The sequence below is a fragment of the Arthrobacter sp. MYb227 genome, from assembly GCF_002975435.1.
In the GTDB taxonomy this organism is placed as follows: Bacteria; Actinomycetota; Actinomycetes; order Actinomycetales; family Micrococcaceae; genus Paeniglutamicibacter.
The window spans coordinates 1-24,859 of sequence record NZ_PCPT01000012.1; the positions used below are offsets into that span (position 1 = coordinate 1).

Genomic DNA, 24,859 nt, shown 5'->3' on the forward strand with positions numbered 1-24,859 from the left:
GAGAGTAGGTCACCGCCGGACATAATTTATGTTCCAGAACCCCCAAGCCAAGGCTTGGGGGTTCTGATGTTTAACCAACCACCCACCCATGAACACCCTTGAGCACGGAACCAGCCACGAACCTGAGTACTACGAGCCGGGAGGCTCTTGGTGACCCACTCGTAGAAAAACTTTTGCTTTATCGCATTATGCACGGCGTACCGAATATGCACATTTTAGGCGTCAATTATCGCGACACCAGCACTGGGGGAATTGCTCCTGGTTAGCTAGGGCGGAAAAGCCAAGAATAAGCGACTCGTGGTCATCTACAGGTGATGCCTACGGACGACTGTGGGCACAGTCACCTAGCAAGTTCAAGGAATTGGTTAGCCATGGGCGTGAGCCTTGTGTATAGTTTCTTATTGAAGAACCACAGCATTGCTGTGACTCACTAAAGCTACCAGCAGCCTGAATAAGGATTGTGTGGTAAAAGAGTTACGGCGGTCATAGCGTGGGGGAAACGCCCGGTCCCATACCGAACCCGGAAGCTAAGACCCACTGCGCCGATGGTACTGCACTCGGGAGGGTGTGGGAGAGTAGGTCACCGCCGGACATAAATGTCCCAGAACCCCCAAGCCAATGCTTGGGGGTTCTGATGTTTAACCACCCCCCAACAAGCCATCTTCATTGAGGATACTGTTAAAGCATGGACGTAATTTTTTCGCATGCAGCCCCATCGGAAGATGACGATCGCGGTGGTGAAGGTCTGCCGGCGCATATTCACTCGGTGCTCGTCCCCGTTCACGCTGACCAAGCCTTCGAAGGCTTCACCGACTATCTGCATCTATGGTGGCCATTAGGTGTGTACTCACACTTTGGCTCCGGATCCCATATTTCATTTTCCCAGGGACAAATGATCGAAGAATCCGAGGACGGAGACCAGCATCTGTGGGGTGAAATTATCGACTTCGAGATGTCTCAACGAATTGTCATTAATTTCTCGCTCGGCATGGAAAGTGCTCCATCGACCCGTCTGGAATTCACCTTCGCCGAAGCGGGAACCGGTACAGAGGTAGGACTGCGCCACGAAGGATGGGCGCGCGGTTCGGCAGGCAAGGCGCAATATGAGCGTTATGAACGTTGGGGCGAGGTTATTGAGTACTATGCTCGGTTTATGGGTGCCCAGCTCTGATACGCCACTTGAGTAGTCAGTTTGGGTCCCGCGAATCAAACTTGCAACTAAAATGAAACACGAGGTGCTGGCATGAGCCTGGCATACAGCGACGAAACTTTGATCCAAGAGCTTATCCGCGAGATCGGCCCAAGAGCGGTGAGCAGTGATCCGCAGGTGCTTGCAGCAAACAGCCATGATTTCGGCAAGCTTGTGGGGATCATGCCGCCGGTAGCAGTTGTCTATGCCGAGCGCGTGGAGGACGTGCAGGCGGCCCTGAGGCTGGCCACCGCAGCGGGAGTGCACGTTGTGCCACGCGGGGCGGGCACTGGCGTTTCTGGCGGCGCACACAGCATTACCCGATGCATCGTACTCTCACTAGAGCGCATGAATAGGATTCTGGAGATCCGTGCCGAGGATGAGGTAGCGGTGGTAGAGCCAGGAGTCATCAATGCAGACCTCAACAGCGCAGCGGCCAAGTACGGGCTAATGTACGCTCCGGACCCGGCCAGCTACCAGCAATCAACGATTGGTGGCAACGTTGCCACCAATGCCGGTGGGTTGCGCTGCGCCAAATATGGAGTCACCACGGACTCGGTGCTGGGGCTTGAAGTGGTACTTGCCGACGGCACGCTCATCTCAACGGGTCGCAACACCTTCAAGGGTGTGGCCGGATATGACCTAACCTCGCTGTTGGTCGGTTCCGAAGGAACCTTAGGGATCGTCGTCTCGGTGACGGTGCGGCTGCGTTACCTCAGCGAAAAGACCTGCTCAATCTCCGCGGTCTTTACCGACGTGGCGCAGGCGGCTGCGGGAGTTCTGGCCATTGCTCGAGTTCGCGTCCAGCCGGCAATCCTTGAGCTTTTGGATATTGGGACCATGCGCGTACTTGATGCACAATATGGATCCGACCTCAGCGCCTTGGGCGGTGCAATGCTCCTGGTGCGTACCGACGGTCACGGAGCGCAGATTGAGGCGGAGATTGTTCGTAACGCACTCGAGGGCCTTGGTGCACGGGTGAGCCCCGAGGCAGATCCCGAAGCCATCAAGCTCATCGAGATGCGCCGGGCAAGCCGTGGGGACGGTCAGGATGATGCTTATCGAGTTGGTGAGGATATTGCTGTGCCACGCTCGAAAATGGTTGCTTATATGCGCACGCTCGACGAGATTGCCCAAAAAAACGATGTGATGGTTCGCATCGTGGCACACGCCGGCGACGGGAACCTGCATCCAACCTTCTGGGTAAACCCCGAAGATGGGCCCACCGGCGTTCAGCGGCTTGATAAAGCACTTGAAGAGTCGATTAGGGCGGCGCTTGACGTGGGCGGCACTATTACCGGTGAACACGGCGTAGGAACCGTGAAGCGTGAATGGTTGAGTTGGGAACAATCCGCGGAGGTCATTGAACTTCAGCGCAAGATTAAGGCAATCTTTGATCCGCAAGGATTGCTCAATCCGGGTAAAGCCATCGTGTGATCAACCAAGGGATTGCGCCGATTAGGTGTTGAGGCCAATTGTAGGTAAACTTTTTACTCGTTGGTACATCATCGGGATATGGCGCAGCTTGGTAGCGCGCGTCGTTCGGGACGACGAGGTCGCAGGTTCAAATCCTGTTATCCCGACCAATGTGAGTCCGCAGAGAACATAAGTTTTCTGCGGACTCGTCCCATTTAACCCAGCTTCTCGTCCCTTACTCAAGGGGCCTGTATGTCCTAGAACTCGTCGATGACCAGCTTTTTCATGGCCATCAGGTGCTCAAAGGCGTTGGGCCGGGACATGAGCTCATCCATGTTGCTGGGTACGATCTGCCAGCTCACCCCAAACTTGTCGGTAAGCCAGCCACACTGTTCGGCTTCCGGCACTGCAGTGAGTGCATCCCAGAGGCGATCCAGCTCCGCCTGACCATCACATGGCCACTCAAGTGACACTCCGGGGCCAAAGGTGAAGGGCTGCGGGACCGCGGAATCCATGACGCTGACCCAGTCATCCTCCAGTGCAAAATCGGCGAACATTACCGCGCCGGCGCTGGCAGCTTCGGTCGGTTCATCGTAGGCGACGAGCATTCCGGCGCGTGCGCCAAAGACGTCCTCGTAGTAGTCGATTGCTTCACCCGCACGATTCTGTGCGGCGCCACCGAAAAGCAGAGTTGGCATCAAAAATGGGCGCCGATCGCCTTCTTGATCCGAAAGAATCAGCTGCCACGAGACGTTGTACTTGTCCTGCACCCAGCCATAGCGCGCGCTGTAGGGGTATTCACCCAATTCCATCAGCACGCCCCCGCCCTGCGAGAGCTTGGACCACGTGGCGTCCAGATCCGCCTTCGCTGCCTCGAGGTTGCCGTCGTAGTCCAAGGGGTCGAAGTTCAGCATCAGGGAGATGGATGGATTGGGTGTGAAATCTTCTCCGGCATTGATCAGCGTGAACTTCTGCCCGCGTACCGTAACCCAGAGCGTTAGCGGTTCACCGGCCAGCGGCTTTTGAAATTCAAGTAAGCCCTCGGTGGGATAGCGTGCCACGACTTGTGTTGTGGCATCGGGCAAAGCATCTGCGTAGAATGCCGCGGCCTCCCCACCGGTTCCCGACATCCAAAGGTTGACGTTGAGTTTTTGCATGGCCATTCCCTTTCAGGATCAATGTTGCCGGTTCGGAGTAGGCCCGCCGGGCGGCCGTGCATTACATGGTGGCCGCGGGCAAAATGCTACAGGCCATGTGTTGCAAGGGAAATAGCTACACGAAACGAATTTTTTCCGCGATCAATCGAGCCATCTCTGCCACGAATGTCAGGTTCTTTTGCCGTGGATGAAATGCACTTTTCGGACAGTGGGGCAGAGTCGTGGTCGCCACGGCTTAGACCCCGGCCGAGCCGTAATTTTGGTAGAAAGTGTTAAAAGCCGGCGGGAGCCTTGACTGTGTCAAGGCTCCCGCCGGTACAGAGTTAGGTATGCGCGCCGTGCTTACTTCACTAGGTAGCCGCGCAAGTCTTCGAGCACAAGCGAGGCTCCGGTGGGGCCTAGGCCCAAGAACCAGACATCGTCGTTCACGCGCTGTACGTTGCCGGCCTTGACTGCTTCGAGCTTGTTCCACAAGGGACCCTCGAGGGCTGCTTTCTCACCGGTGGCCTCTGGGGTGCCGTAAGAGGTGTAGAAGATCCAGTCCGAATCCGCCTCGGCCAAGTTCTCCGAGGAGATCTCCTTGGCAAGATCATCAATGTTTTGGTTCTCCGGACGGGAGAACCCAGCATCCTTCAAGATGACGCCGATCAGCGACGCATTGCCGTACAGCCGGGTCTTTTCCGGCATGAAGCGCAAAAGTGAGATCTTTGGATCCCCTGCAACATCCTTATTTAGCGCAGTTGCCTTGTCCTGGTAGGCATTGAGTACTTCGATGGCCTTGGTTTCCTCGCCGAGTGCTGCGCCGGCGAGACGGAAGTTTTCCTTCCAGGGGAAGCCCGGACGGATGGAAAAGACGGTCGGGGCGATCTGGGCCAGCTGCGGGTAGAGCTTATCGGCGCGTAGCTGCGAGCCAATGATCAGATCCGGATTCAGTGCCGCAACAGCCTCTAGATTCAATTCCTGGATGGTGCCAACGGTCTTGGCGTCCTTGACGGCATCGGCAAGATAGCTGGGGATTGAGTTAGCGCCCTCGGTTGAAGGGATGCCCACCGGGGTGATACCCAGCGAAAGTACCGCGTCGAGTTCGCCGGTATCCAGCACCACAACACGCTCGGGCTTCTTGGCGATCTCGGTGGTGCCATTGGCATGAGTCAGTGTGCGTGGGAAAACGCCGGGGGCCACGTTGGCGCCGAACTTGGCGGTTGCCTCATCCGCCGTGGAGAAGCGCTCCCCGCCAACCGCAACATCGGAATTACCTGCCGCGGTATCGGTGGCACCACCTGCCGCACAGCCTGCGGTCAGCGCGATCATCACTAGTGCAGCGGCTGTCTTTGCCACGCCAAAGCGGGCCTTACGTGGGGAAGAGAATAATTTCACTACACAAATGTAACCTAATGTTGTTGCCTTTGCCTTGGCATGGGGTGAAAGGTTGCAGTCAAAGACGGATACTTCGCGGTAGTGTTGAACGGTTCGAGATGAAGGGGGCAGACCGTGGGCACTCCCGCCACCAGGCCTAAAGAACCTGAAAACACCCAAGCCAATCCGGTGTTTAGCGCAACCCTCGAGGGGGCAGCGGTATCCGCATCCAGCCGTGGGGGGATGCCTTCGAGCCTGGGGGTGACGCAAAAAATGCGACACGCATCACTAATACTTGGTTTTCTCATCCTTCTGGTGCTGCTGGCCGTTGCATCGCTGGCCATTGGATCCAAACCCATTGAGCTGAGCACGGTGCTACAGGCATTGCTGCACCCCAACGATTCTGCCGATCACGCAATTATTCGTGACTCACGAGTCCCACGGGCCCTCCTAGGGATCCTTGCCGGAAGCGCCTTGGGAGTAGCCGGGGCACTTGTCCAATCAATGACCCGCAATGCGCTTGCCGAACCCGGAATCCTCGGGGTAAATGCTGGGGCTTCGCTGGCCATCGTGATTGCCGTGGGAACCTTTGGCATCAACGGTTTCACCGGATACGTATGGTTCGCCTTTGCTGGGGCGGTGCTCGCCACCGGGGCCGTATATCTGGTGGGAATGGCCGGCTCCCGTTCCAGCGACCCGGTCCGGTTGGTACTTGCCGGGGTCGCGCTGGGCGCGGTGCTCTCCGGAATCGGAACGGCGCTAGCCCTGGTGCACCCGGCCGCTTTTGACCAGCTACGTGCCTGGACCATCGGATCACTCGAAGGCCGCTCGAGCGAGGTCCTCGTCCCCTTGGGCCTCGCGGTTGGCCTTGGCTTTATCCTCACACTATTTACCGGACGCTCACTCAACGCCTTGGCCCTTGGTGATGACACGGCCCTGGCCCTTGGCTACAAGGTGGGCAGGGCGCGGGTGTTGATTCTCTTGGCCGTCACGGTGCTTGCCGGTGCCGCCACCGCAGCGGTGGGTGCCATTAGCTTCCTGGGGTTGATGGCCCCGCACCTGGCCCGGCGTTTCTCCGGGTCCGACGCACGCTGGATGCTTGGCTACACCGCAGTACTTGCCCCGATCATCTTGCTACTTGCCGATGTGCTTGGTCGGATCATCATTCCCGGCGAACTTGAGGCAGGAGTCGTCTGCGCCTTCGTTGGGGCACCGGTGCTCATCATGTTGGCTAGGCGCAAGAAACCGGTGGCGGTATGAGCCTGCTAGGACGCGCATCAACACGAGCCCGTGAGCCCGGACGCAACAAAAGGCTGGGCCGCGAAGCCTTACTATGCATCACCCTGGGTGTCATCGCGCTGATTTTTGCGCTGCTGAGCATTGGCAGCGGTGACTATCCGATGGGTCCAAGCAAGGTGCTTGGAGTACTTTTGGGGCAGGGCGAGGGACTGGAAAACACCATTGTTTTCCAATGGCGTGCCCCGCGCACCATCGCCGCACTGTTCTTTGGTGCGGCACTTGGCGTTGCCGGCGCGGTGTTCCAATCCCTCACCCGCAACCCACTGGGATCCCCGGACATCATTGGATTTTCCACCGGCGCCTATACCGGCGCCTTGCTGGCTCTGACCCTAGTGGGTGGCAGCTTTTTAGCTACCTCATTAGGTGCGCTCGCCGGTGGCCTACTCACCGCCCTTGCCGTGTATCTATTGGCTTGGCGGCGCGGCTCGCACGGGTTCAGGCTCATCCTTGTGGGTATCGGTATTTCTGCAATGCTTGCAGCACTCAACCAATGGTTGGTGCTCCGCGCGGAAATTGAGGTGGCCATGGCCGCCGCCGTCTGGGGCGCCGGAACCCTGAACGGGGTCAGCTGGCAGGTGTTACTCCCGGCGCTCGGTGCAATCATCCCGGTCCTTGGCCTCACGCTGGCCGGCGGAAGACAACTGGGCATGCTTGAAATGGGAGACGACGCGGCAATCGCACTGGGGGTGCGGGTGGAGCCCGTGCGTCTGAGCATGATTGTGCTGGCGGTGCTGCTGACGGCCGCAACCACCGCAGTTGCTGGCCCCATTGCCTTTGTTGCCCTGGTGGCACCGCAGCTTGCTAAACGGCTGAACAAAGCTGCCGGAATGCGGTTGGCCCCAGCGGCCTGCATGGGAGCGCTGTTATTGGTTGCCAGTGACCTTGTAGCGCAACGTATTTTTGCCCCCGTGCAATTGCCAGTGGGTGTGGTGACCGTGAGCATTGGCGGTATCTATCTCATTTGGCTCTTGGCTCGCGAGGGACGTGCTGCCAAGCGTGTATAAAACCGCTGCCGCGGTGGGGCACGAAGTTCTGCGCGGTGCGCTGAGCTGGAATAGGAAGGAAATTGGTTTCCTGCGCATGATCAGTGCGGGAGTGACATTTGCCGTGCCACAACTATTTTCATGATGCTCGGTTCCCGGATACCGGAGTCCTCGCGGCGCTCGGGGGGTGCTTTTGGTCGTTGGCAGTAGGCACCAAGGCACCTTGCGGGCCCGAATCATTGATCTCGGTGCCGCTGAGCTGGTGGGAACCGCGGCCTCTGCAGCAGGGTGTCTTCCTAGGCAGTGTGCGCAGCACACCGGAGCTTGCGATCCTTGTGTTGGCCCTGATAGTGACGGCAACCGAAACCATCAGCTCGTCTGTGGCGAAGACCGGGGGGCACCGCTGATTGGTGTCTTTGCCGCTGGAGCGGTGCTTGGAATAGCGTTGGGATTGCCCATACCTGGGATTGAGTTCTTACTTTTCAAGTGTGTACCGGGAGTCGGAAGTACACCGTGAATCTGACACATGGATCTTGTGAACTGGAAGCACCGTATGTCGGTGTGGGCCGGATGGCATTATGTGGTGCAGCTGGTTTCTTGCATGCTGGTTGCCGATTTTTTGCGCATCTGGTGTCCGGGGGGGCATTCCTACTGGATTCTGCTTACGGTGGTGCAGCGGGATCATTCGGCTGCGCGAGAGGAGTGTCACGCACGTTGAGGATGGGATCTAGAGCGAGCTTTGGTTCGATTGAACATTCGAAGATTTGAAGCAAAGCTCGCCCGAGTTGCGGAGTTATGCACGCAACCATGCAGCGGCATTGGCTTCGAGCAACCCTTGAGCTGCGTAGTCCTCTCCGGTGGGGGAAGAGAACAACAAGAGTTCGCCGGCGGGCAATGCCACAGGGCTATTCCCAAGGTTAAGCACATTGATGGTGTTCCCGTTACGGATCGCTAACACCTCGGGTAGCTTAGGATTCGCATAGAACGCCAGGGAACCTAGCCCTAATCCAAGCTCGCTGCGTAGTCTTAGCGCATTGTGATACAAGTGCAACGTCGAATGAGGATCTTGCTCCTGTAGATCACGCGAAAATTCTTCCCACCCGGCCGGCTGTGGAAGCCATGATTGGCCACTGGGGGAGAACCCTGCGGCAGGGGCATCATGAGCCCAAGGGATTGGCACTCGGCAGCCATCACGACCAATGCGCGCACCATCGGTGCGCAGGAATGTTGGGTCTTGACGATACCGATCTTCGAGCGTTGTGTGATCCCCGAGCCCTAACTCTTCACCCTGATAGAGGTATGCCCCACCGGGTAGACCCAGCATGAATAGCGTTGACGCTCGAGCTCGTGCCAGCCCCAGCCCCATATCCGGTTGTGGATCCCGGGGGCCAATCCCATCCCCAAGATCCAACGCCACACCATCTAAACCAAAACGGCTTGCATGCCGGGAAACGTCATGGTTGGAAAGCACCCAGGTGGTGGGAGCCTCAACCGAATCAAAGGCCGCCAGGGAATCGGAAATAACGCTTGCCAAGGCATCGCGGTCCCACAGTGTGCGCAGGAAATCAAAGTTGAACGACTGATGCATCTGCCCTGGGGCAACCCAATCGGCAAGCCGCGAGAGTGGGCGCACGTTCGCCTCGGCACACAAGACAGGTTCATCGGGGTATTCATCACAGATCTCACGCCATCTAGCAAAAACGTGATGTAATTCCGGCTGACCGAACATTGGTGCATCGGCAAAGGGGAATCCTGGCCGCGGTGTACCATCTGGTGCTCCACCCCAATCGGGCAAGCCCAACTTCTTGAACATTGCGTGGGCGACATCGATCCTAAAACCACCGGCTCCGGCATCCAGCCAGAATCGCAGCGTATCTTCAAATTCTTTCTGCACCGCAGGGTTTCGCCAGTTGAAGTCCGGTTGTGTCGCGTCAAAGAGATGGAAATAATACTGCCCGGGAGCACCATCAGGGTTCGAGACACGTGTCCAGCCCGAGCTGCCAAAGAGCGATTGCCAATTATTCGGTGGGGTGTTCCCGTCTTCACCGAGCCCATCGGCAAAATGGAACATTTCACGGTCGGGAGATCCGGGGGCCGCAACCAGCGCTGCCTTGAACAAATGATGTTCGCTAGAACAATGATTGGGAACAATGTCGATAATGACCCGCAAGCCCAGTGATTTTGCGGTGCTCAGCAGTGTTTTGGCATCATCCATGGTGCCAAAAAGTGGATCAACTCCCCGATAATCGGAGACGTCATAGCCGGCGTCGTGCTGTGGGGAGGGAAAAAATGGGGAAAGCCAGATGGCGTCAACGCCCAAGGCCGCGATCTTGGGAAGTTCTGCAGTAATACCAGCGAGGTCGCCCATACCAGAACCCGTGGAATCCTTGAACGACCGAGGATAAATTTGATAGATCACCGCACGGCGCCACCACTGCTGACCGGTGGAAGAAATATGGGTTACGGGTTGAAGCTCATAAGGCGCATCGTTAGTGGACGACGTTGAGCTTTGCGCGGGTTCATCCATTGAAGGCCTCATGTTTTCAAGCCTAGCGGCCAGAGGCCGTACTCAGCTATGGGTCGAGCGTATGCGCACCAAGGAACGCTCGGTCATTGACGAACCCGCAGCAAAGACCAATACGGCTACGAGCAAGGGGATAGCACTTGCGGGTTTCTCGAGAGCGGGAAGTAATGAATTCACCCAGAAGAAGGAACCAACTGAGACCAGTAGCCAGCCAAGGCCTACCCAAATTCTGGTGCGCAGCGAAACCCCTGCCCAGAAAGGAATCGGCTCCGATGAGTCCTCGCCTGCAAGTCCCAACCACCTCAACATGTAGTACTCCCTGCCCTGTCGTGTTGGCACCTCTATGGTGTGCCGCTAGTCCAACACTAGGGGAATCGGATGCTGATCAGTGGGAATTGCAGTACGAAACCTAAAAGTGTAGCCAAAGGTATTGGTGCCCCGGCAGATACTTGCCCAGCGGAGCACCAATAAAACCTCGAGTGTTCCTAACCCTCGGAATCTTCGTCCAACATCAAGCGGGCCTCGTCTCTGCGGTGCCGCAGCACTGCCTCAACATAGGAGGCAACTGCTTCCTCCATCGGGACGTTGGAACCACGCGCCTCGGAAATATACCAGCGGTGTTCGAGTACCTCGTGAACTATCTGCGCCGGTTCCAGTTTCCCGTGGAATTCAGGGGGAATCGCTCCGGTGATCCGGTCAAAGACATTTGTCACCCAGTGCGCCGCGGCTAGTTCTTCATCTTGTTCCGGGTATTTCTTGGCCCGATAGGCATCCATATCATTGAGCAGGCGGCGTGCCTGACCTTCCTCAACATCTAGTCCGGTCAAACGCAGCAAACGGCGGGTGTGGTGTCCGGCGTCAACAACCTTGGGCTGAATGACCAACTGTCCACCATCGGGGGAGGTGTTGAGGCTAATCTCTTCAACATCAAAGCCCAACTCATTGAGGCGGCGGATCCGTTCATCAACCCGCCAGCGCTCGGAGAGATCAAAGGATTCCTTGTCATTGAGCTCCGCCCACAACCCACGGTAGGCATGCAGGATTTGTTCGCTGGTGGCCACCGGATCGACGGTGTCCTCGATCAATCCAGCCTCCATCAAATCCATAAGTTCCCCGGCAATATTGACCCGAGCGATCTCTAGATCATATTCGCGCTGCCCGGAAGACAGCTCCGGGTATAGTTCACCGGTTTCGGCATCTACTAGGTAGGCAGCGAAGGAACCCGCGTCGCGCCTGAACAGTGTGTTGGAAAGCGATACGTCGCCCCAGTAGAAACCGATCAGGTGCAAACGCACCAGCAGCAGCGCCTGAGCATCGATGAGGCGGGTGAGGGTATCGCGGCGTAGCTTCTGGGAGAACAAGGCACGGTAGGGCAGTGAATATTTCAGGTGTCGGGTCACCAATACCGGGTCCAGTTCATTGCCCTGTGGGTCAGTGCGCCCGGTAATCACCGCAACGGGTTCCACACAGGGGGCAGCAAGCCGGCGTAGCTTACGCAGCATGTGGTATTCGTGCCTTGCCACGTGCTCGCCGGTTTCCTTAATGGCGATGACTGCCCCGCCCATCATGGCGAAGCGCACCACGTGCCGCGAGATACCGCGCGGTAGTGGGGCCAGGGTGTCAGCGGGCCAATCCTCGAGGGAAATATGCCACGGCAAATCGAGTAATGCAGGATCCGCCGTGGCAGAAGTGATAGACAGTGACCCTGCAATGGCCTGGGGAGGTGGGTTCTGTGCATCGCGGGGCAATTTCCCTGCCTGCACATAGTTTGTTGGTTCATCATGCCAGTGGGCGGTGTGGCGGATCATTGGTGGTTCAAACCGTCCCTTGAGTCAAAAGCAATGGGGGGAGCCTGGAAAGTTCCGAGGCTCGGGGGGAAGAAAACTAAGAATTTTTGATATGCCAAAAGCGACCGCATTCAAATTCATGAATGCGGCCGCCATTGGCACTACATCACGGAAAGAATCCGTTCAAAGCTCTAGCTTAGGCCTCGGAACCAACGGCTGCGTGTGCACCAGCTGCCTTGACATCGGCAAGGCGCTCGCCGGATGCGGTATCGAAGAGGTGAACGTGGCCGGCCTTGGGGAGCACATAAACGGTGTCGCCCTTGAAGGGAGGCTTGCGCCCATCGACGCGAACTACCATCTGGTATTCGGTGCCGCCAACAATGGTATGACCGTAGACGTAAGCATCGGCGCCGAGTTCCTCAACGACGTCGACGTTTACTGCCAAACCTGCGCCGTCGCCGACCAGATCCAGGTCTTCGGGGCGTACACCCAAGGTTACCGAGTTGCCGGTGGCTGCCTCGAGGGTTGCCGAGGCCACCGGGTAGATGGTGCCGCCGAAGGTGACGCCGCCATCGGCTGCGGGCAGTTCCAGCAGGTTCATGGCGGGGGAGCCGATGAAGCCGGCGACGAACACATTCTGTGGTGTGTCATAGAGTTCGCGCGGGGTGCCGACCTGCTGCAGCAATCCGTCCTTGAGGACCGCCACGCGGTCACCCATGGTCAGTGCCTCGACCTGGTCGTGGGTCACGTACACGGTGGTGACACCGAGTCGGCGGGTCAGCGAGGCAATCTGCGTACGGGTCTGCACGCGTAGCTTGGCATCAAGGTTTGACAGCGGCTCATCCATGAGGAAGACCTGTGGGCTACGCACGATGGCGCGGCCCATGGCAACGCGCTGGCGCTGGCCGCCGGAAAGTGCCTTGGGCTTGCGATCAAGGTAGTCCTCAAGGTCAAGCAGCTTTGCTGCTTCCTGCACGCGGCGTGCGCGTTCTTCCTTGTCGATGCCGGCGATTTTCAGGGCAAAGCCCATATTGTCTCCCACTGTCATGTGTGGGTACAGCGCATAGTTCTGGAAAACCATGGCAATATCGCGGTCCTTGGGCGGAACGTTTGTGACGTCGCGGTCGCCAATGAGAATACGACCTGAGTTCACGTCTTCCAGGCCGGCGAGCATGCGCAGCGTGGTTGACTTACCGCAACCGGAGGGTCCCACGAGGACCAAGAATTCGCCGTCGGCGATCTCCAAGGAAATCTTGTCAACGCTGGGCTTGGTGGCTCCCGGGTAGATTCGGGTGGCCTGGTCAAAAGTTACTGTAGCCATGAGGCATCAATCCTTCCACGGGCAGGTACGTGCCCGACGATCCGTTGTGAATGGAATCACAAGCTTCTCATATCCAGCACCGCTTCCAAAAGGGCAGAGAGTTCCCCGGGCTCATTAAGACGGAATTGTGCTCTTGTATGACCCGAACCAATCTTTATTCCAATATCGCCTGGCCGTAATACCGCAAAGGCATCTTCGTCCGTGACATCATCCCCGGCAAAAATCACGGTTGAGGCGTCCACTACCTCACGCAACCAGTCGAGGCCTTCGCCCTTGGTGCCCGAAAGCACCGTAGCTTCAAGCACAGCCTTGCCATCTAGGGCCCAGATCCCGGAGGCCTCATCGAGTTTGTCATGAGCCAAGCGCAGGGCCGCCGAGCCCACCTCGGCTGATGCCTGACGGACGTGTAGAACAACCGATGCCGGCTTATATTCAATGTTGCATCCCGGGTGCCCCTCAACAATGCGTTCAAGTACCGCCGTGGCGTGGGCGAGAGCGGCACTTTGCTCAACATTGAGATCAATATGTTCGGCATCGATGCCAAAGCTTTCCGGGGCCCAACGTTCGGTGCCATGACTTCCAACTAACAAGGTGCGTTCCGGAGGGCTGGCCACAGCACGCAGGGAAGCTAAATCTCGGCCCGAAATCAGGGCGGTGACAGTGGTTTCTAGTCCGGCGAGCTCGCTGAGAAGTTCCGCAGAAGCACGTAGCGGTCGTGCATCTTCTGGCTTATCAACGAGTGGGGCAAGGGTGCCGTCAAAGTCCAGGGCGACTAGAAGAATCTGCGTATCAACCAATGCCTCGATGGCATTGGCAAGGTCTACTGACAGGGGGCCCATGGCCGTTACCTGCTTCCTGTGGGGTACCGAAAAGAAAAGAAGCGCTTAGACGCTGACATCTACAGGCAGCGGCTGAGCCAATGCGGTGAGGAATGTGCTTGACCAGCGCGCAACATCGTGTTCGATGAGGTGTCTGCGCATCCTGCGCATGCGTCGGGTCGATTCTTGGTTATCCATGTTTACGGCACGCAGAATCCCGGCCTTCATCCCATCAATGTCATGCGGGTTGACCAGCACCGCTTGGGTGAGTTGATCCGCGGCCCCGGTAAATTCGGAAAGCACAAGCATTCCATGATCGTGAGTGTGCGCGGCAACAAATTCCTTGGCTACAAGGTTCATCCCATCTCGGAGTGAGGTGACAAGCATGATGTCCGCAGCTAGGTAGAGCGCGATCATTTCACGCAGCGGGTAGGAGTGGTGCAGGTAGCGCACCGCGGTATGTCCCATGGTGTCGTGCTCGCCATTGATCGAGCCAACCATCAGCTCAACCTGATCCTTGAGCTGGGCGTAGCGATCAACATTTTCACGGCTTGGGCTTGCCACCTGAACCAGACAGGCCTGGCCCACGCGAATATCGCCCTCGGCAAGCAGCTCACCGTAGGCCTTGAGCCGGTGCCGGATGCCCTTGGTGTAATCGAGTCGGTCAACACCCAAAAGAACAGTTTCTGGGTTGCCTAGCTCGGCGCGAATCTGATGCGCTCGGGCAATAATTTGTGGGTCTTTTGAAAGATCCATGACCTGGGCGGTGTCAATGGAAATGGGGTGGGCCTCGGCGCGGCAAATATTGTTTGTTGCGCTGCCACCCTGAATTCCCGAGGCAGGTAAGGCCATGGTGCCCTTGACCGAACGGTTGGTGTAACGGCGCATGCTGCGCAGGAAGTTACTTGCATCAGCGGTGCGCTGGAAACCCACAAGGTCCGCGCCGGCAAGGCCTTCAAGGATCTGTCGGCGCCAGGGTAGCTGGGAAAAGATTCCGGGGGAGGGGAACGGGATGTGGTTGAAGAAACCAATACGTAGATCGGGGCGTGCTTCACGTAAAAGCTGCGGAACCAGCTGGAGTTGGTAGTCCTGTACCCATACCGTGGCACCGAGGTTCGCTACCTTTGCTGTGGCCTCGGCAAATCGTTTGTTAACTTTTTTGTAATTCTCCCACCACGTACGGTGAAATTCTGGGGGAACAATTACGTCATGGTAGAGCGGCCATAACGTGGAGTTTGAGAAACCCTCGTAGTACTGCTCGAGGTCATCGTCATCTAACGGGACGGGAATGAGGTGAATGCCCTCATCTTCGAAAGGCGCGAGGGATTCGTTGGTGGCTCCATGCCAGCCAACCCAGGCTCCGCCTGTTTGCTGCATCATCGGGGCAATGGCAGTGACGAGTCCCCCGGGGGAGCGTCGCCACATGGGAGCGCCCTCGTCTCCCTCGATCCGATCGACGGGTAAACGGTTTGCAACAACAATAAAGTCATACCCCGGTGTGTTGGGGGCTTGTGAGAGTCCGTGATCTTGATCTTCTAGCATGGTGATCCTCCGGTTCGCGAACGTCTATTTTGTCTTGAGCCTAGGACAGTCGGCAGAGGTATGCGACACTATGACGCTAAAAAGAGCGGCTTCTGTGCCCTAAACTGGTCACGTTGGGGGAGTACAAACCTACGTAAGGGACGATTGACCTATGGCATCGAATAGCCAGCGGCCGAACAAGGCCGAGCGCACATCAAGCGCACGCGAGAAGGCACAGCAGATGCGCATCGCTCAAGAAGCGGCCGATAAGCGCAAATCACTGTTCATTAAGCTCGGTGTGCTAGTTGCAGTGCTGGCCGTGATTGCCTTGGTTGCTGCAATTATTTTGCAGAACAACTCGGGCAAGGTGGCCGATGCGGGCAACGCACCAAAGGGCGGTAACGCTGCCGGTGGCATCGTACTGACCTCAGATAAGGCTGTCGCAGACACCTCGAACATTACGGTGGACGCTACTAAGGCCGGCACGCAGCCAGCCCAGGGAGCCGCCCCGGCACCGCGCGATACCAAGGCAAGCGCCAAGGGCGAGCCGGTTAACCTGCTGATCTATGTTGACGTGAACTGTGTTCACTGTGCTTCGTTTGAGACGGAGTACGCAGATCAGATCGCCACCTGGCTTGCAGCCGGTGATGTGACGGTTGAATACCGTAACGTTGCCTTCCTTGACTCAGGTTCGCCAACTAACTTCTCCTCACGGGGTGCAAACGCACTGGCCTGTGTTGCAGATTCGGCGCCGGCTTCCTACCTGGCATTCTCCAAGGCTCTATTCGCTCACTACCCAGAGGGCGAAATGAAGAATGATGCACTGATTCAGCTGGCCAAGGATAACGGTGCGGACATTGCCACCTGTGTTGAAAAGGGAACATTCCGTCCGTTCGTGAAGTTCACCGACGCTGCGGCTCGTGCCGATGCCATTGGTGGAACCCCAAGCATCTTTGTTCAGGGCAAGGCCTGGGATCAGAACGCTAACCCGGATCTGACCGCCTTGGTAAATGACGAGATTGCTGCAAACAACAAGTAATCCTTGAGTTTTATGCACCTAAGAGTCGGGTTCTGGAACGCCTAGGCGATCCAAAACCCGACCCTTAGGTACTTAATTCCTGGTGAAAAGTTTGCTCGGTTTTTTACTCAGGGCATTTCTCGGCTACGCTTGATTCTGCACTTGCGTTCAAAGACGTAAAAGTTGCACGCCTCCTTAGCTCAGTTGGCCAGAGCATCGCTCTTGTAAAGCGAGGGTCGCCGGTTCGAATCCGGCAGGGGGCTCAGAATGAAAGCCGCTACATCCCTTATAAACAAAGGGAAGTAGCGGCTTTTCTGGTTCCTTCGCTGACCCGATGATTCCTTTTGGATCTGACAGAATTATCCAGACAGGTCTGACCCGGGCGTGTTATTTACCATAAACACCGGTTCCGTTGTTAGTCGCCGACCGTTCAAGGACTACGGTCATTCGGAATCTATCGCAGGTAGCGGAATACTGTTGGGTCTCGTGAATGAGCCGTCTGTTTGAAACAGAGCTGCGTTCTATAGCGGGAGTATCGAAGCATAATGTATGAAGGCGGGTCCGGCAGCACATGTTGTGTAGGATGCTCGAACGTTTTTGCCTCCAGCGTTTAGAGTGAAAGGTTTGGAATTTGCCTCATTGGGCAGCTTCGTGCCGATGGTTTTCAGGTTTTAGCGGGATTCTGTGGGCAGTGCTCTCTGTTCACTCACGGGGGGTGGCAGCTGTGACGACTCGCCTTCCGTGTGTCTATCCCCATCGAGAAACTACTTTGCCTGCGGTAACGGTAACTTTGGCAACTCGCCGGGACAGCCCTTTGCGCTCCAGAAATTCCTTAGTTTGTCCTGCTATGCACTCAAATGTTGTTTCAGGCAAAACCAACAGTGCTGCCATTGCTGGCCGAGCACATCAGTTCGTAGCGTATTTTGGGCGTTGAGAATGGGTGGAGGTTTCCATCCCGCACAAAGTTGTTCGCTGTGCCCACAGAAGTATTAGTGTCAGAAGGTTAGGTAGGGAATATTGCCGTGTTGGTAGCGAATTTCCCCCCACTTTGGGATTCTTCGGTGCTATTAAGCATTATTCTTTGCACTCGGCAGCGTTTTTCGGCGGCCGGGGGGCAGCCGTTGACTTTCGCACCATGAGCTCGGTAGGAACGCTGACATCACGAACTGAAGTGTTCCCAGCGATCTGTTTGAGTAGGTTTTCGATGCTCAGGCGGCCTACTGTGTTGAAATCTTGGCGGATGGTTGTCAACGGCGGCCAGAAGGAAGCCGATTCTTCTAAATCGTCGAAGCCCACAATGCTCACGTCTTCGGGGATCGAACGCCCCAATTCATGCATGGCGCGCATGGCTCCGAGCGCCATCTGATCATTTGCTGCGAAGATGGCGCTGACTTGAGTGTTTTTGCCGAGCTGGATGCCAATTTGGTATCCGGATTCTGCACTCCAATCGCCGTGAGTGACCACGGGAGGAGTGATGCCAGCCTGCTCGAGTGTCTGTTTCCAGGATTCTGCCCTGTGCAAAGCTGAGAATGAGGAAGCCGGGCCCCCAATATGCCAGACCTGATGATGCCCCAGATCCAATAGGTGTTGGGTGGCCAGCCGGGCACCCTGCTGCTGGTCGGTGTCCACCACCGAATAGCCGGACCCGGTATTTGAGTCGATGATAACCGCAGGTAGATCCTCGGGCAGTTCAATGTCCGTGTGGTCCAGTAGATGAGCCTCGAAAATAATAACCACGCCGTCTACCTGTTGTTCACGCAGCTGGTGGTAGGCGCCGGAGACCTTGCCGGTAGTGGGGTCGGTCAGCGGGATGAGCGTGACCGAGTATCCTGCGCGAGATGCCGCCGTGGCAATGGCATCGAGGGTGCGCATATTGCCGAAGGTTGAAAGCGTGAACATGATGACGCCAATAGATTTGAAGCGTCCACTTTTGAGGGCGCGTGCCGCACGGTTGGGCCGGTAACCGAGTTTCGCCATGGCATCTAAGACCCGCTTCTTCGTAGATTCCTCGACGTTGCTGAGCCCGTTGGCTACCCGGGAGACCGTCTGTGAGGAGACTCCGGCCTCTCTGGCGACGTCCGCCATCGAGGGGCCTCGCGTGGTGCGGGCATGGTGCGAAGTAGCGGTTCCGTCCCCGAGGTCGGGGAAGCTGGAATGTGAAAGTGTCATTTTTCCCTTTTCCTCTTGCATGTTTACCTAAACATGCTACTTTTGTTTTCACAATGTTTGCGTAAACATATCAGGATGAGACTAAGGATACCCATGACAACGACCTTGAACGCAACGGTCGCCACCGAGGCACCAACGCAAAAGCGGAGCCGCGGAAGGTGGACTGGCTGGGCCTTTGTCGGCCCGTTCATGTTTGTCTTTTCCCTAGTCTTCCTAGCCCCCGTTCTCTACGCGATTTATCTCAGCCTTTTCCAGGATCAGATGGTCGGCGGTACAAAATTTGTTGGTGGAGCCAACTATGTTCAGGCGATGACCGACCCGCAATTCTGGGATTCGGTACGTCGGGTAGCGGTCTTCCTCGTAGTACAGGTGCCCATCATGCTGGGCGTCGCGCTGGCCGTGGCATTGGCCATTGACAGTAATCGACTGCGCTTCGCCTCATTTTTCCGCATCTCAATCTTCCTGCCCTACGCGGTTCCCGCCGTGGTTGCCACCCTCATGTGGGGTTTCATCTACGGCCCGCGCTTCGGCTTGGTGGGAAACCTTAACGAGCTCTTCGGCTGGGCGATCCCCGATCCGCTCTCCAACCACTGGATACTTGTCGCAATCGGCAACATCGTCACCTGGGAATTCATCGGCTACAACATGCTGATCTTCTACGCAGCACTCAAGACCATCCCGAACGAACTTTATGAGGCAGCCAGCATCGATGGAGCCGGAGCCTTCAGCGTCATCCGCAACATAAAGATCCCCTCAATCCGCGGAGCCATCGGCATCGCCAGCATCTTCTCGGTGATCGGCAGCTTCCAGCTATTCAATGAGCCAAACATCCTCAAATCATTGGCCCCCAACGCCATTAGCTCGTTCTTCACCCCCAATATGTACGCCTACAACCTTTCCTTCGCCGGGCAGCAGTTCAATTATGCGGCGGCCATCGCCATGATCATGGGCGTACTGACAATGATCGTGGCCTACATTGTCCAGCTCTCCGGTTCCCGAAAGGATTCATAAAGTCATGTCACTGCAATTGAGTCCGCCCAAGACCCCGACGGAAACACCCATGAAAACCAGCACGGCACCGCGCTTCAGCCGCAAGCCCGGCAAGGGTATGACGCACAAGCGCAAGTCAATCCTGCTGACCATCGTCATGGGATTCATGGCCGTCTACGCGTTGCTCCCGCTCTTTTGGTTGTTTGTGAATTCAACCAAGACCCAACCGGAGCTCTTTAGCTCCTTTGGTCTGTGGTTCTCCGGAGACTTTGCCCTGTGGGACAACATTGGCCAGACACTCACTTACAATGATGGCGAATTCCTGCGCTGGCTAGCCAACACGGTGCTCTACGTGGTGGTAGGTGCCGGAGGCGCCACTTTCTTGGCAACCCTGGCCGGCTACGGACTAGCAAAGTTCGATTTTCCCGGAAAGCGAGCCGTCTTCGCCGTGGTGCTGGGCGCCGTGGCAATTCCTGGAACCGCACTTGCCGTACCGACTTTCCTGATGTTCAGCGAACTTGGCCTGACCAACACCCCGTGGTCCGTGATCATCCCGTCGTTGATTAGCCCCTTCGGCCTCTACCTCGTCTGGATCTATGCCGTGGAAGCTGTACCCACCGAGGTGCTCGAGGCAGCCCGTATGGACGGTGCTGGGGAATTTAGGACCTTCTTCACCATCTCGCTGCGGATGCTGGCACCCGGTTTTGTCACGGTCCTGCTGTTCACCGTCGTAGCGACCTGGAATAACTACTTCCTGCCGCTGATCATGCTCAGCGAATCGACCTGGTACCCACTCACGGTGGGACTGAATAACTGGAATGCACAGGCCACCACGGCCGGCGGGGATGCCATCTATAACCTGGTCATCACCGGCTCCCTGCTCACCATCGTGCCAATCATCATCGCGTTCCTCTTCCTGCAGCGCTACTGGCAATCGGGTCTGACCGCCGGAAGCGTTAAATAAACTCCAGTATCCCCGCAAAGCAGAACCCAAGAGTCATTTCCACCTACGTTCCACTCGTCTCATCAGCAAAGAAGTGAAAGGCAACAAACTCATGAAAATCAATCATCGTTTACGCCGTGCGGTAACCGTCCTCACGGCCGGCCTGCTGGTCGGCAGCCTCGCCGCCTGTGGTGGGTCCTCCCCGGATGGCAACGCAAACGCTCAGGGCGTTGGCGCCGAAGAAATCGCCACAGCCCTGCAAACCGAGACGACGCTGACGGTCTGGGGCTGGGCCCCACAGCTCGAACCAATCGTTGAGGCCTTCGAAGAAAAATACCCCAAGGTCAAGGTAAATCTGGAAAATGTTGGTACCGGAAATGATCACTACACCAAGGTTCAAAACGCCATCAAGGCCGGAAGCGGCGCACCGGATGTGGCCCAGATCGAATACGCGGCACTTCCCCAGTTCGCGCTCTCCGATGCACTAGTCGATTTGAAGGACTACGGTGCCTCGAACCTAGAAGCCAATTACACCGCCTCAACCTGGGGATCGGTGAACATCAACGATGGCATCTACGCGCTGCCGCAGGACTCCGGTCCTATGGCCATGTTCTACCGTGCCGACGTCTTTGAAAAGCACGGCATCGACGTGCCCGAAACCTGGGATGAATACATTGCCGCCGGAAAGAAACTTCACGCAGCAGATCCCAAGGCCTACATCGCCAATGATATCGGAGATGCCGGATTCACCACCAGCATGATCTGGCAGGCCGGTGGCCAACCCTACAAGATTGATGGCCCCACCACGGTAGACATCAACTTACAGGACGAAGGCTCCAAAGCCTGGACCAAGAACTGGAACCAACTGGTCGAGGGCAAACTGCTGGCACCGGTCGCCTCCTGGAGCGACGAATGGTACAAAGGCCTGTCCGACGGAAGCATCGCAACGCTCATCATCGGTGCCTGGATGCCGGCCAACTTGGAATCGGGTGCCACCGATGGCAGTGGCAAGTGGCGCGTGGCCCCCATGCCGACCTATGAGGCTGGCAAGCCGGTCTCCGCAGAAAACGGTGGCGGCGGCGATGCAGTCCTGAAGCAGTCCAAGAACAAGGCGGCCGCTTATGGCTTCCTTGAGTTCAGCAACGGCCCTGAGGGTTCCAAGATCCACGCGGCAAACGGCGGATTCCCCTCCACCACGGCTGATCTTGAAAACCCCGAGTTCCTCAACGCGCAAAGCAAGTACTTCGGCGACCAGAAAATCAACGAGATTCTCGTTCAGGCCGCCAAAGATGTTGTCCCTGGCTGGTCGTACCTACCATTCCAGACTTACGCCAACAGCATCTTCAATGACACCGTGGGACAGTCCTACGGCTCCAACAGTGACCTGAACCCCGGACTCATCGCCTGGCAGGATGCCAGCGTTAAGTACGGAAACCAGCAGGGATTCACCGTTACAGCCAAGTAGCACGTCTGTGCTGGTCCGCGGGTTACCGCCCGCGGACCAGCAACCCCCTAACCCATGTGAGAAAAGGATCTCTTTGCCATGCCCACTTTGACCATCGGTGAGCACGACTTCTTGCTCGACGGACGGCCCCATCGAATCCTTTCCGGAGCCCTGCACTACTTCCGAGTCCACCCCGATCTGTGGACGGACCGGATTCGCAAGGCCCGTCAAATGGGGCTGAACACCATCGAAACCTATGTCGCTTGGAACGCTCATGCCCCGACCCAAGGAACTTTCAACACCGAAGATGGCCTTGATTTGGGTCGCTTCCTTGACCTTGTGGCCGCCGAGGGGATGCATGCAATCGTGCGTCCCGGTCCATACATCTGTGCCGAATGGGACAATGGGGGACTGCCCGCGTGGCTCTTTGACAGCGGCGCTGAATCGATCCGTTCCGATGACCCGGTGTATATGGCGGCTGTGGCCGAATATTTTGAACAACTCGCACCCATTCTGGTTCCGCGCCAGCTGCACCTGGGCGGACCGATAGCCCTAGTCCAGATCGAGAACGAATACGGCGCCTACGGGGCCGATGCCTCCTACCTTGAGAAGCTCGTGAAGATCAACCGGGAAATTGGCCTCACGGTTCCCTTCACCACCGTCGATCAGCCGCAGGATGACATGCTTGCCAACGGCAGCCTGCCCGGGCTACACAAGACCGGATCGTTCGGGTCTCGCGCGGTCGAGCGGCTGGCCACGCTGCGCAGCCACCAGCCCACCGGGCCGCTGATGTGTTCGGAATTTTGGGTGGGGTGGTTCGATCACTGGGGGGCACACCACCACACCACCAATGTTGAGCAATCCGCCACGGAGCTCGAGGCCATGCTGTCGTTGGGGGCCTCGGTGAACATCTACATGTTCCATGGCGGCACCAATTTCGGCTTCAGTAACGGAGCCAATGACAAGGGCGTTTACCAGCCCATCGTGACGAGCTACGACTATGACGCACCATTGGATGAGGCTGGGAACCCGACACCGAAATACTGGGCTTTCCAAGAGGTGCTTTCGCGCTACACGGAGCTTGCTGAAAATGATGCCCCGCGCAGCGCCCAACCGGCTCCCGAACTAAGCGTCCCTTTCACGGGGGTCCTTACACTGTGGGATGTAGCCGAGAAATTAGGTGCATGGACATTCTCGAGCAACGGGCCGCAGAGCACCGATGCAATGGGGCACTACTCGGGTTTTAGCGTGTACAAGTGCAATATCAATGTCGACGGCCCGGCAGTTCTTGAAGTGGGCGAGGTACGCGATCGAGCTCAGGTGTTCTTGAATGGCCAAGGCATTGGCACACTTTCACGTGATAACCACGACCGAGCTCTTGCGTTGCCAGGGGGTGCGACTGGGGTCTTGGAAATCCTTGTTGAGGACCAAGGAAGAGTCAACTATGGTCCTCGGCTCGGCGAATTCAAGGGGCTAATTGGGAAAGTGCGATTAAGCGGTGAAGTAATCAACGATTGGGGCATGCTGCCCCTTGAGCTAACTGATATCTCCCCCGTGACCGAACACTTCTTGGCAGCTTCGCCGGAGCCACTTGCGGGACTTGCAGGGCCGGCCTTCGCTCACGCAACCTTTGTTGTTGCTGAGCCCGCCGACATGTTCTTAGACATTGGTGCTTGGGGTAAAGGAATCGTTTGGGTGAACGGGTTTTGTCTGGGACGGTACTGGGTCCGCGGACCCCAACGCACGCTCTACGTCCCGGGCCCACTGCTTAGTAGTGGAAGCAACGAGATAATTATTCTTGAATTGAACGCAATCAGGGCGCCTCGGGTGACCTTCGTTTCGGCTCCAAACCTCGGCCATACCGAGTTTTAATTCCCATTATTGGGGTGCTGAAATCCGTCGTCTGACACAACGTAGGCGAATTCAGCACCCTAAAGGCGGCTGAAGTCTAAGAATTGTTTTCCTATTTTAACTGCTGCAACTGCTGCAAAGCGATTAACACATTCGCTCGTGCGGTTGTGCTCAAGGGCCGGATTGGGGCCGGAAGGTTTCCGGTAGAGACTAGTTGGAGCTCCTCGGCCACCGCTGAAGCTACCCGGTAGCTTCCGAACCGAGCTATGAGATCGAACAGTGGTTTCATGCGAGAAGATAGTTCTCGCGCCAGATCGGCCTCTCCTGACTGTGCGGCGCGTGTGATCGCCACACACGGTTCGGGCAATACTCCGGCAATGGCGCTGTACCAAGCATCGCATCCTGCGATGAGTCCTTCGGCGGCCACCATATCTCCGCTGATGCCAAGTGAAATATGAGCGGGTAGTTTGGATCGCAGTGTAGCAACCCGAGAATGTGCTTCTTGTGGGTCGGCTGAAACCGGCGGGATCTTGACTGACGCTACACCGGGAAGCGACGCGATCTGTGCGTGTAACTCATCGCTGAACACCACACGAGTGGTGGTTGGGTTGTCGTAAACGACTAAAGGGACCGAAAGGTTTGCCGTGACTTCTTCAAATAGTCCAAAGACCTCACCATCGGTCAATGGCTGGTAACTCATGGGCGCCAAGAGTACTGCGGAGACGCCTAGATTCTGTGCATCTTCAACATGGTGCAAGACATCCCGGGTGCGCAGCGCACCAACGCCGGCAAAGACCGGGAGTCCTCCGGCAGTGGCAACCGCAAGCTCCACGGTTCGGGCACGTTCGGCGCGATCAAGATAAGCGTAGCTTCCGGTGGATCCCAACGCGCAGATTGAATCAACCCGAGCAGAGACGAGTCTAGATACAAGAGTCTCGAACGCTGACTCATCGATGCCGCTCGAATTTAGTGGGGTCAGTGGGAAAGCGCTCAGGCCGGTGAACATCGAGCGGGTCCTTTCGGGAGAATAAACAGATAACTGAGCCCTGCTAGTTCCTACTACTGAGGGCCTA

General features: G+C 57.0%; 21 protein-coding genes, 2 tRNA genes and 1 rRNA gene. 14 read left to right on the plus strand and 10 right to left on the minus strand.

From position 1 onward, the window contains the following. Nucleotides 1–475: 475 nt before the first annotated feature. The 4 genes from rrf (at nucleotide 476) to CQ018_RS16810 (ending at nucleotide 2,775) form a co-directional block, all read left to right on the plus strand. Nucleotides 476–592, plus strand: a 5S ribosomal RNA gene (gene rrf, locus CQ018_RS16795). A gap of 93 nt (nucleotides 593–685) precedes the next feature. Further along, on the plus strand, nucleotides 686–1,171 hold the full coding sequence (locus tag CQ018_RS16800) for an SRPBCC domain-containing protein (protein ID WP_105551174.1): 486 nt from the start codon (nucleotides 686–688) through the stop codon (nucleotides 1,169–1,171). A gap of 72 nt (nucleotides 1,172–1,243) precedes the next feature. Next, nucleotides 1,244–2,626: an FAD-binding oxidoreductase gene (locus CQ018_RS16805; RefSeq protein ID WP_105551175.1), complete on the plus strand. Its 1,383-nt coding sequence runs from the start codon at nucleotides 1,244–1,246 to the stop codon at nucleotides 2,624–2,626. Between the two features lie 72 nt (nucleotides 2,627–2,698). Continuing rightward, nucleotides 2,699–2,775: transfer RNA gene (locus tag CQ018_RS16810), tRNA-Pro, on the plus strand. 87 nt (nucleotides 2,776–2,862) lie between these two features. Here the strand turns inward: CQ018_RS16810 and CQ018_RS16815 are convergent. Together CQ018_RS16815 and CQ018_RS16820 are read right to left on the minus strand one after the other, a co-directional pair. Beyond that, nucleotides 2,863–3,762: a VOC family protein gene (locus CQ018_RS16815; protein ID WP_105551250.1), complete on the minus strand. Its 900-nt coding sequence runs from the start codon at nucleotides 3,760–3,762 to the stop codon at nucleotides 2,863–2,865. Nucleotides 3,763–4,104: 342 nt separating this feature from the next. Next, the gene (locus tag CQ018_RS16820; RefSeq protein ID WP_219844080.1) at nucleotides 4,105–5,073 is read right to left on the minus strand and encodes an ABC transporter substrate-binding protein; all 969 of its coding nucleotides are present in this window, start codon (nucleotides 5,071–5,073) and stop codon (nucleotides 4,105–4,107) included. A gap of 180 nt (nucleotides 5,074–5,253) precedes the next feature. On the opposite strand from CQ018_RS16820, the gene CQ018_RS16825 reads away from it, so the two are divergent. Genes CQ018_RS16825 through CQ018_RS19925 form a run of 4 tightly spaced genes read left to right on the plus strand, consistent with a single transcriptional unit; the run spans nucleotide 5,254 to nucleotide 7,807 of the window. After that, nucleotides 5,254–6,378 (plus strand): iron chelate uptake ABC transporter family permease subunit, encoded by a 1,125-nt coding sequence (locus CQ018_RS16825; RefSeq protein WP_258142673.1) that lies wholly within the window; start codon nucleotides 5,254–5,256, stop codon nucleotides 6,376–6,378. Continuing rightward, entirely contained in the window at nucleotides 6,375–7,421 is a 1,047-nt protein-coding gene (locus tag CQ018_RS16830; protein WP_105551177.1) for an iron chelate uptake ABC transporter family permease subunit, read from the plus strand. Before CQ018_RS16825 ends, CQ018_RS16830 begins: the two co-directional genes overlap by 4 nt. Then, the gene (locus tag CQ018_RS20625; protein ID WP_258142674.1) at nucleotides 7,414–7,545 is read left to right on the plus strand and encodes a hypothetical protein; all 132 of its coding nucleotides are present in this window, start codon (nucleotides 7,414–7,416) and stop codon (nucleotides 7,543–7,545) included. Before CQ018_RS16830 ends, CQ018_RS20625 begins: the two co-directional genes overlap by 8 nt. A gap of 55 nt (nucleotides 7,546–7,600) precedes the next feature. Next, nucleotides 7,601–7,807, plus strand: a complete 207-nt coding sequence (locus CQ018_RS19925) for a hypothetical protein (RefSeq protein ID WP_146111942.1) — start codon at nucleotides 7,601–7,603, stop codon at nucleotides 7,805–7,807. A 386-nt stretch (nucleotides 7,808–8,193) separates the two neighbouring features. On the opposite strand, the gene CQ018_RS16835 is transcribed toward CQ018_RS19925, so the two are convergent. The 6 genes from CQ018_RS16835 to CQ018_RS16860 form a co-directional block, all read right to left on the minus strand. Continuing rightward, complete coding sequence (locus tag CQ018_RS16835) at nucleotides 8,194–9,939, minus strand: glycoside hydrolase family 13 protein (protein WP_105551178.1); 1,746 nt, start codon at nucleotides 9,937–9,939, stop codon at nucleotides 8,194–8,196. A 30-nt stretch (nucleotides 9,940–9,969) separates the two neighbouring features. Continuing rightward, the gene (locus CQ018_RS19930; protein WP_146111943.1) at nucleotides 9,970–10,233 is read right to left on the minus strand and encodes a hypothetical protein; all 264 of its coding nucleotides are present in this window, start codon (nucleotides 10,231–10,233) and stop codon (nucleotides 9,970–9,972) included. A gap of 176 nt (nucleotides 10,234–10,409) precedes the next feature. After that, nucleotides 10,410–11,732: a DUF4032 domain-containing protein gene (locus tag CQ018_RS16845; protein ID WP_105551180.1), complete on the minus strand. Its 1,323-nt coding sequence runs from the start codon at nucleotides 11,730–11,732 to the stop codon at nucleotides 10,410–10,412. A gap of 175 nt (nucleotides 11,733–11,907) precedes the next feature. Continuing rightward, on the minus strand, nucleotides 11,908–13,032 hold the full coding sequence (locus CQ018_RS16850; protein ID WP_105551181.1) for an ABC transporter ATP-binding protein: 1,125 nt from the start codon (nucleotides 13,030–13,032) through the stop codon (nucleotides 11,908–11,910). Nucleotides 13,033–13,088: 56 nt separating this feature from the next. Further along, nucleotides 13,089–13,871 carry a trehalose-phosphatase gene (gene otsB / locus CQ018_RS16855; protein ID WP_105551182.1) on the minus strand — a complete coding sequence of 261 codons (783 nt, stop codon included), beginning with the start codon at nucleotides 13,869–13,871 and terminating at the stop codon, nucleotides 13,089–13,091. 45 nt (nucleotides 13,872–13,916) lie between these two features. Then, nucleotides 13,917–15,392, minus strand: a complete 1,476-nt coding sequence (locus tag CQ018_RS16860; RefSeq protein WP_105551183.1) for a trehalose-6-phosphate synthase — start codon at nucleotides 15,390–15,392, stop codon at nucleotides 13,917–13,919. A 151-nt stretch (nucleotides 15,393–15,543) separates the two neighbouring features. Here CQ018_RS16860 and CQ018_RS16865 point away from each other — a divergent pair, with 151 nt between their 5' ends. Continuing rightward, the gene (locus CQ018_RS16865; RefSeq protein WP_105551184.1) at nucleotides 15,544–16,410 is read left to right on the plus strand and encodes a thioredoxin domain-containing protein; all 867 of its coding nucleotides are present in this window, start codon (nucleotides 15,544–15,546) and stop codon (nucleotides 16,408–16,410) included. A 168-nt stretch (nucleotides 16,411–16,578) separates the two neighbouring features. Beyond that, nucleotides 16,579–16,652: transfer RNA gene (locus CQ018_RS16870), tRNA-Thr, on the plus strand. 811 nt (nucleotides 16,653–17,463) lie between these two features. On the opposite strand, the gene CQ018_RS16875 is transcribed toward CQ018_RS16870, so the two are convergent. Continuing rightward, nucleotides 17,464–18,558 carry a LacI family DNA-binding transcriptional regulator gene (locus CQ018_RS16875; protein WP_105551185.1) on the minus strand — a complete coding sequence of 365 codons (1,095 nt, stop codon included), beginning with the start codon at nucleotides 18,556–18,558 and terminating at the stop codon, nucleotides 17,464–17,466. A 93-nt stretch (nucleotides 18,559–18,651) separates the two neighbouring features. On the opposite strand from CQ018_RS16875, the gene CQ018_RS16880 reads away from it, so the two are divergent. The 4 genes from CQ018_RS16880 (at nucleotide 18,652) to CQ018_RS16895 (ending at nucleotide 23,807) form a co-directional block, all read left to right on the plus strand. Next, on the plus strand, nucleotides 18,652–19,569 hold the full coding sequence (locus CQ018_RS16880) for a carbohydrate ABC transporter permease (RefSeq protein ID WP_105551186.1): 918 nt from the start codon (nucleotides 18,652–18,654) through the stop codon (nucleotides 19,567–19,569). 97 nt (nucleotides 19,570–19,666) lie between these two features. Beyond that, entirely contained in the window at nucleotides 19,667–20,512 is an 846-nt protein-coding gene (locus CQ018_RS16885; protein WP_258142682.1) for a carbohydrate ABC transporter permease, read from the plus strand. Nucleotides 20,513–20,603: 91 nt separating this feature from the next. After that, entirely contained in the window at nucleotides 20,604–21,956 is a 1,353-nt protein-coding gene (locus CQ018_RS16890; RefSeq protein ID WP_105551188.1) for an ABC transporter substrate-binding protein, read from the plus strand. A 78-nt stretch (nucleotides 21,957–22,034) separates the two neighbouring features. Further along, nucleotides 22,035–23,807: a beta-galactosidase family protein gene (locus CQ018_RS16895; RefSeq protein WP_105551189.1), complete on the plus strand. Its 1,773-nt coding sequence runs from the start codon at nucleotides 22,035–22,037 to the stop codon at nucleotides 23,805–23,807. A gap of 91 nt (nucleotides 23,808–23,898) precedes the next feature. On the opposite strand, the gene CQ018_RS16900 is transcribed toward CQ018_RS16895, so the two are convergent. After that, nucleotides 23,899–24,792 (minus strand): dihydrodipicolinate synthase family protein, encoded by an 894-nt coding sequence (locus CQ018_RS16900; RefSeq protein WP_105551190.1) that lies wholly within the window; start codon nucleotides 24,790–24,792, stop codon nucleotides 23,899–23,901. Nucleotides 24,793–24,859 lie beyond the last annotated feature (67 nt).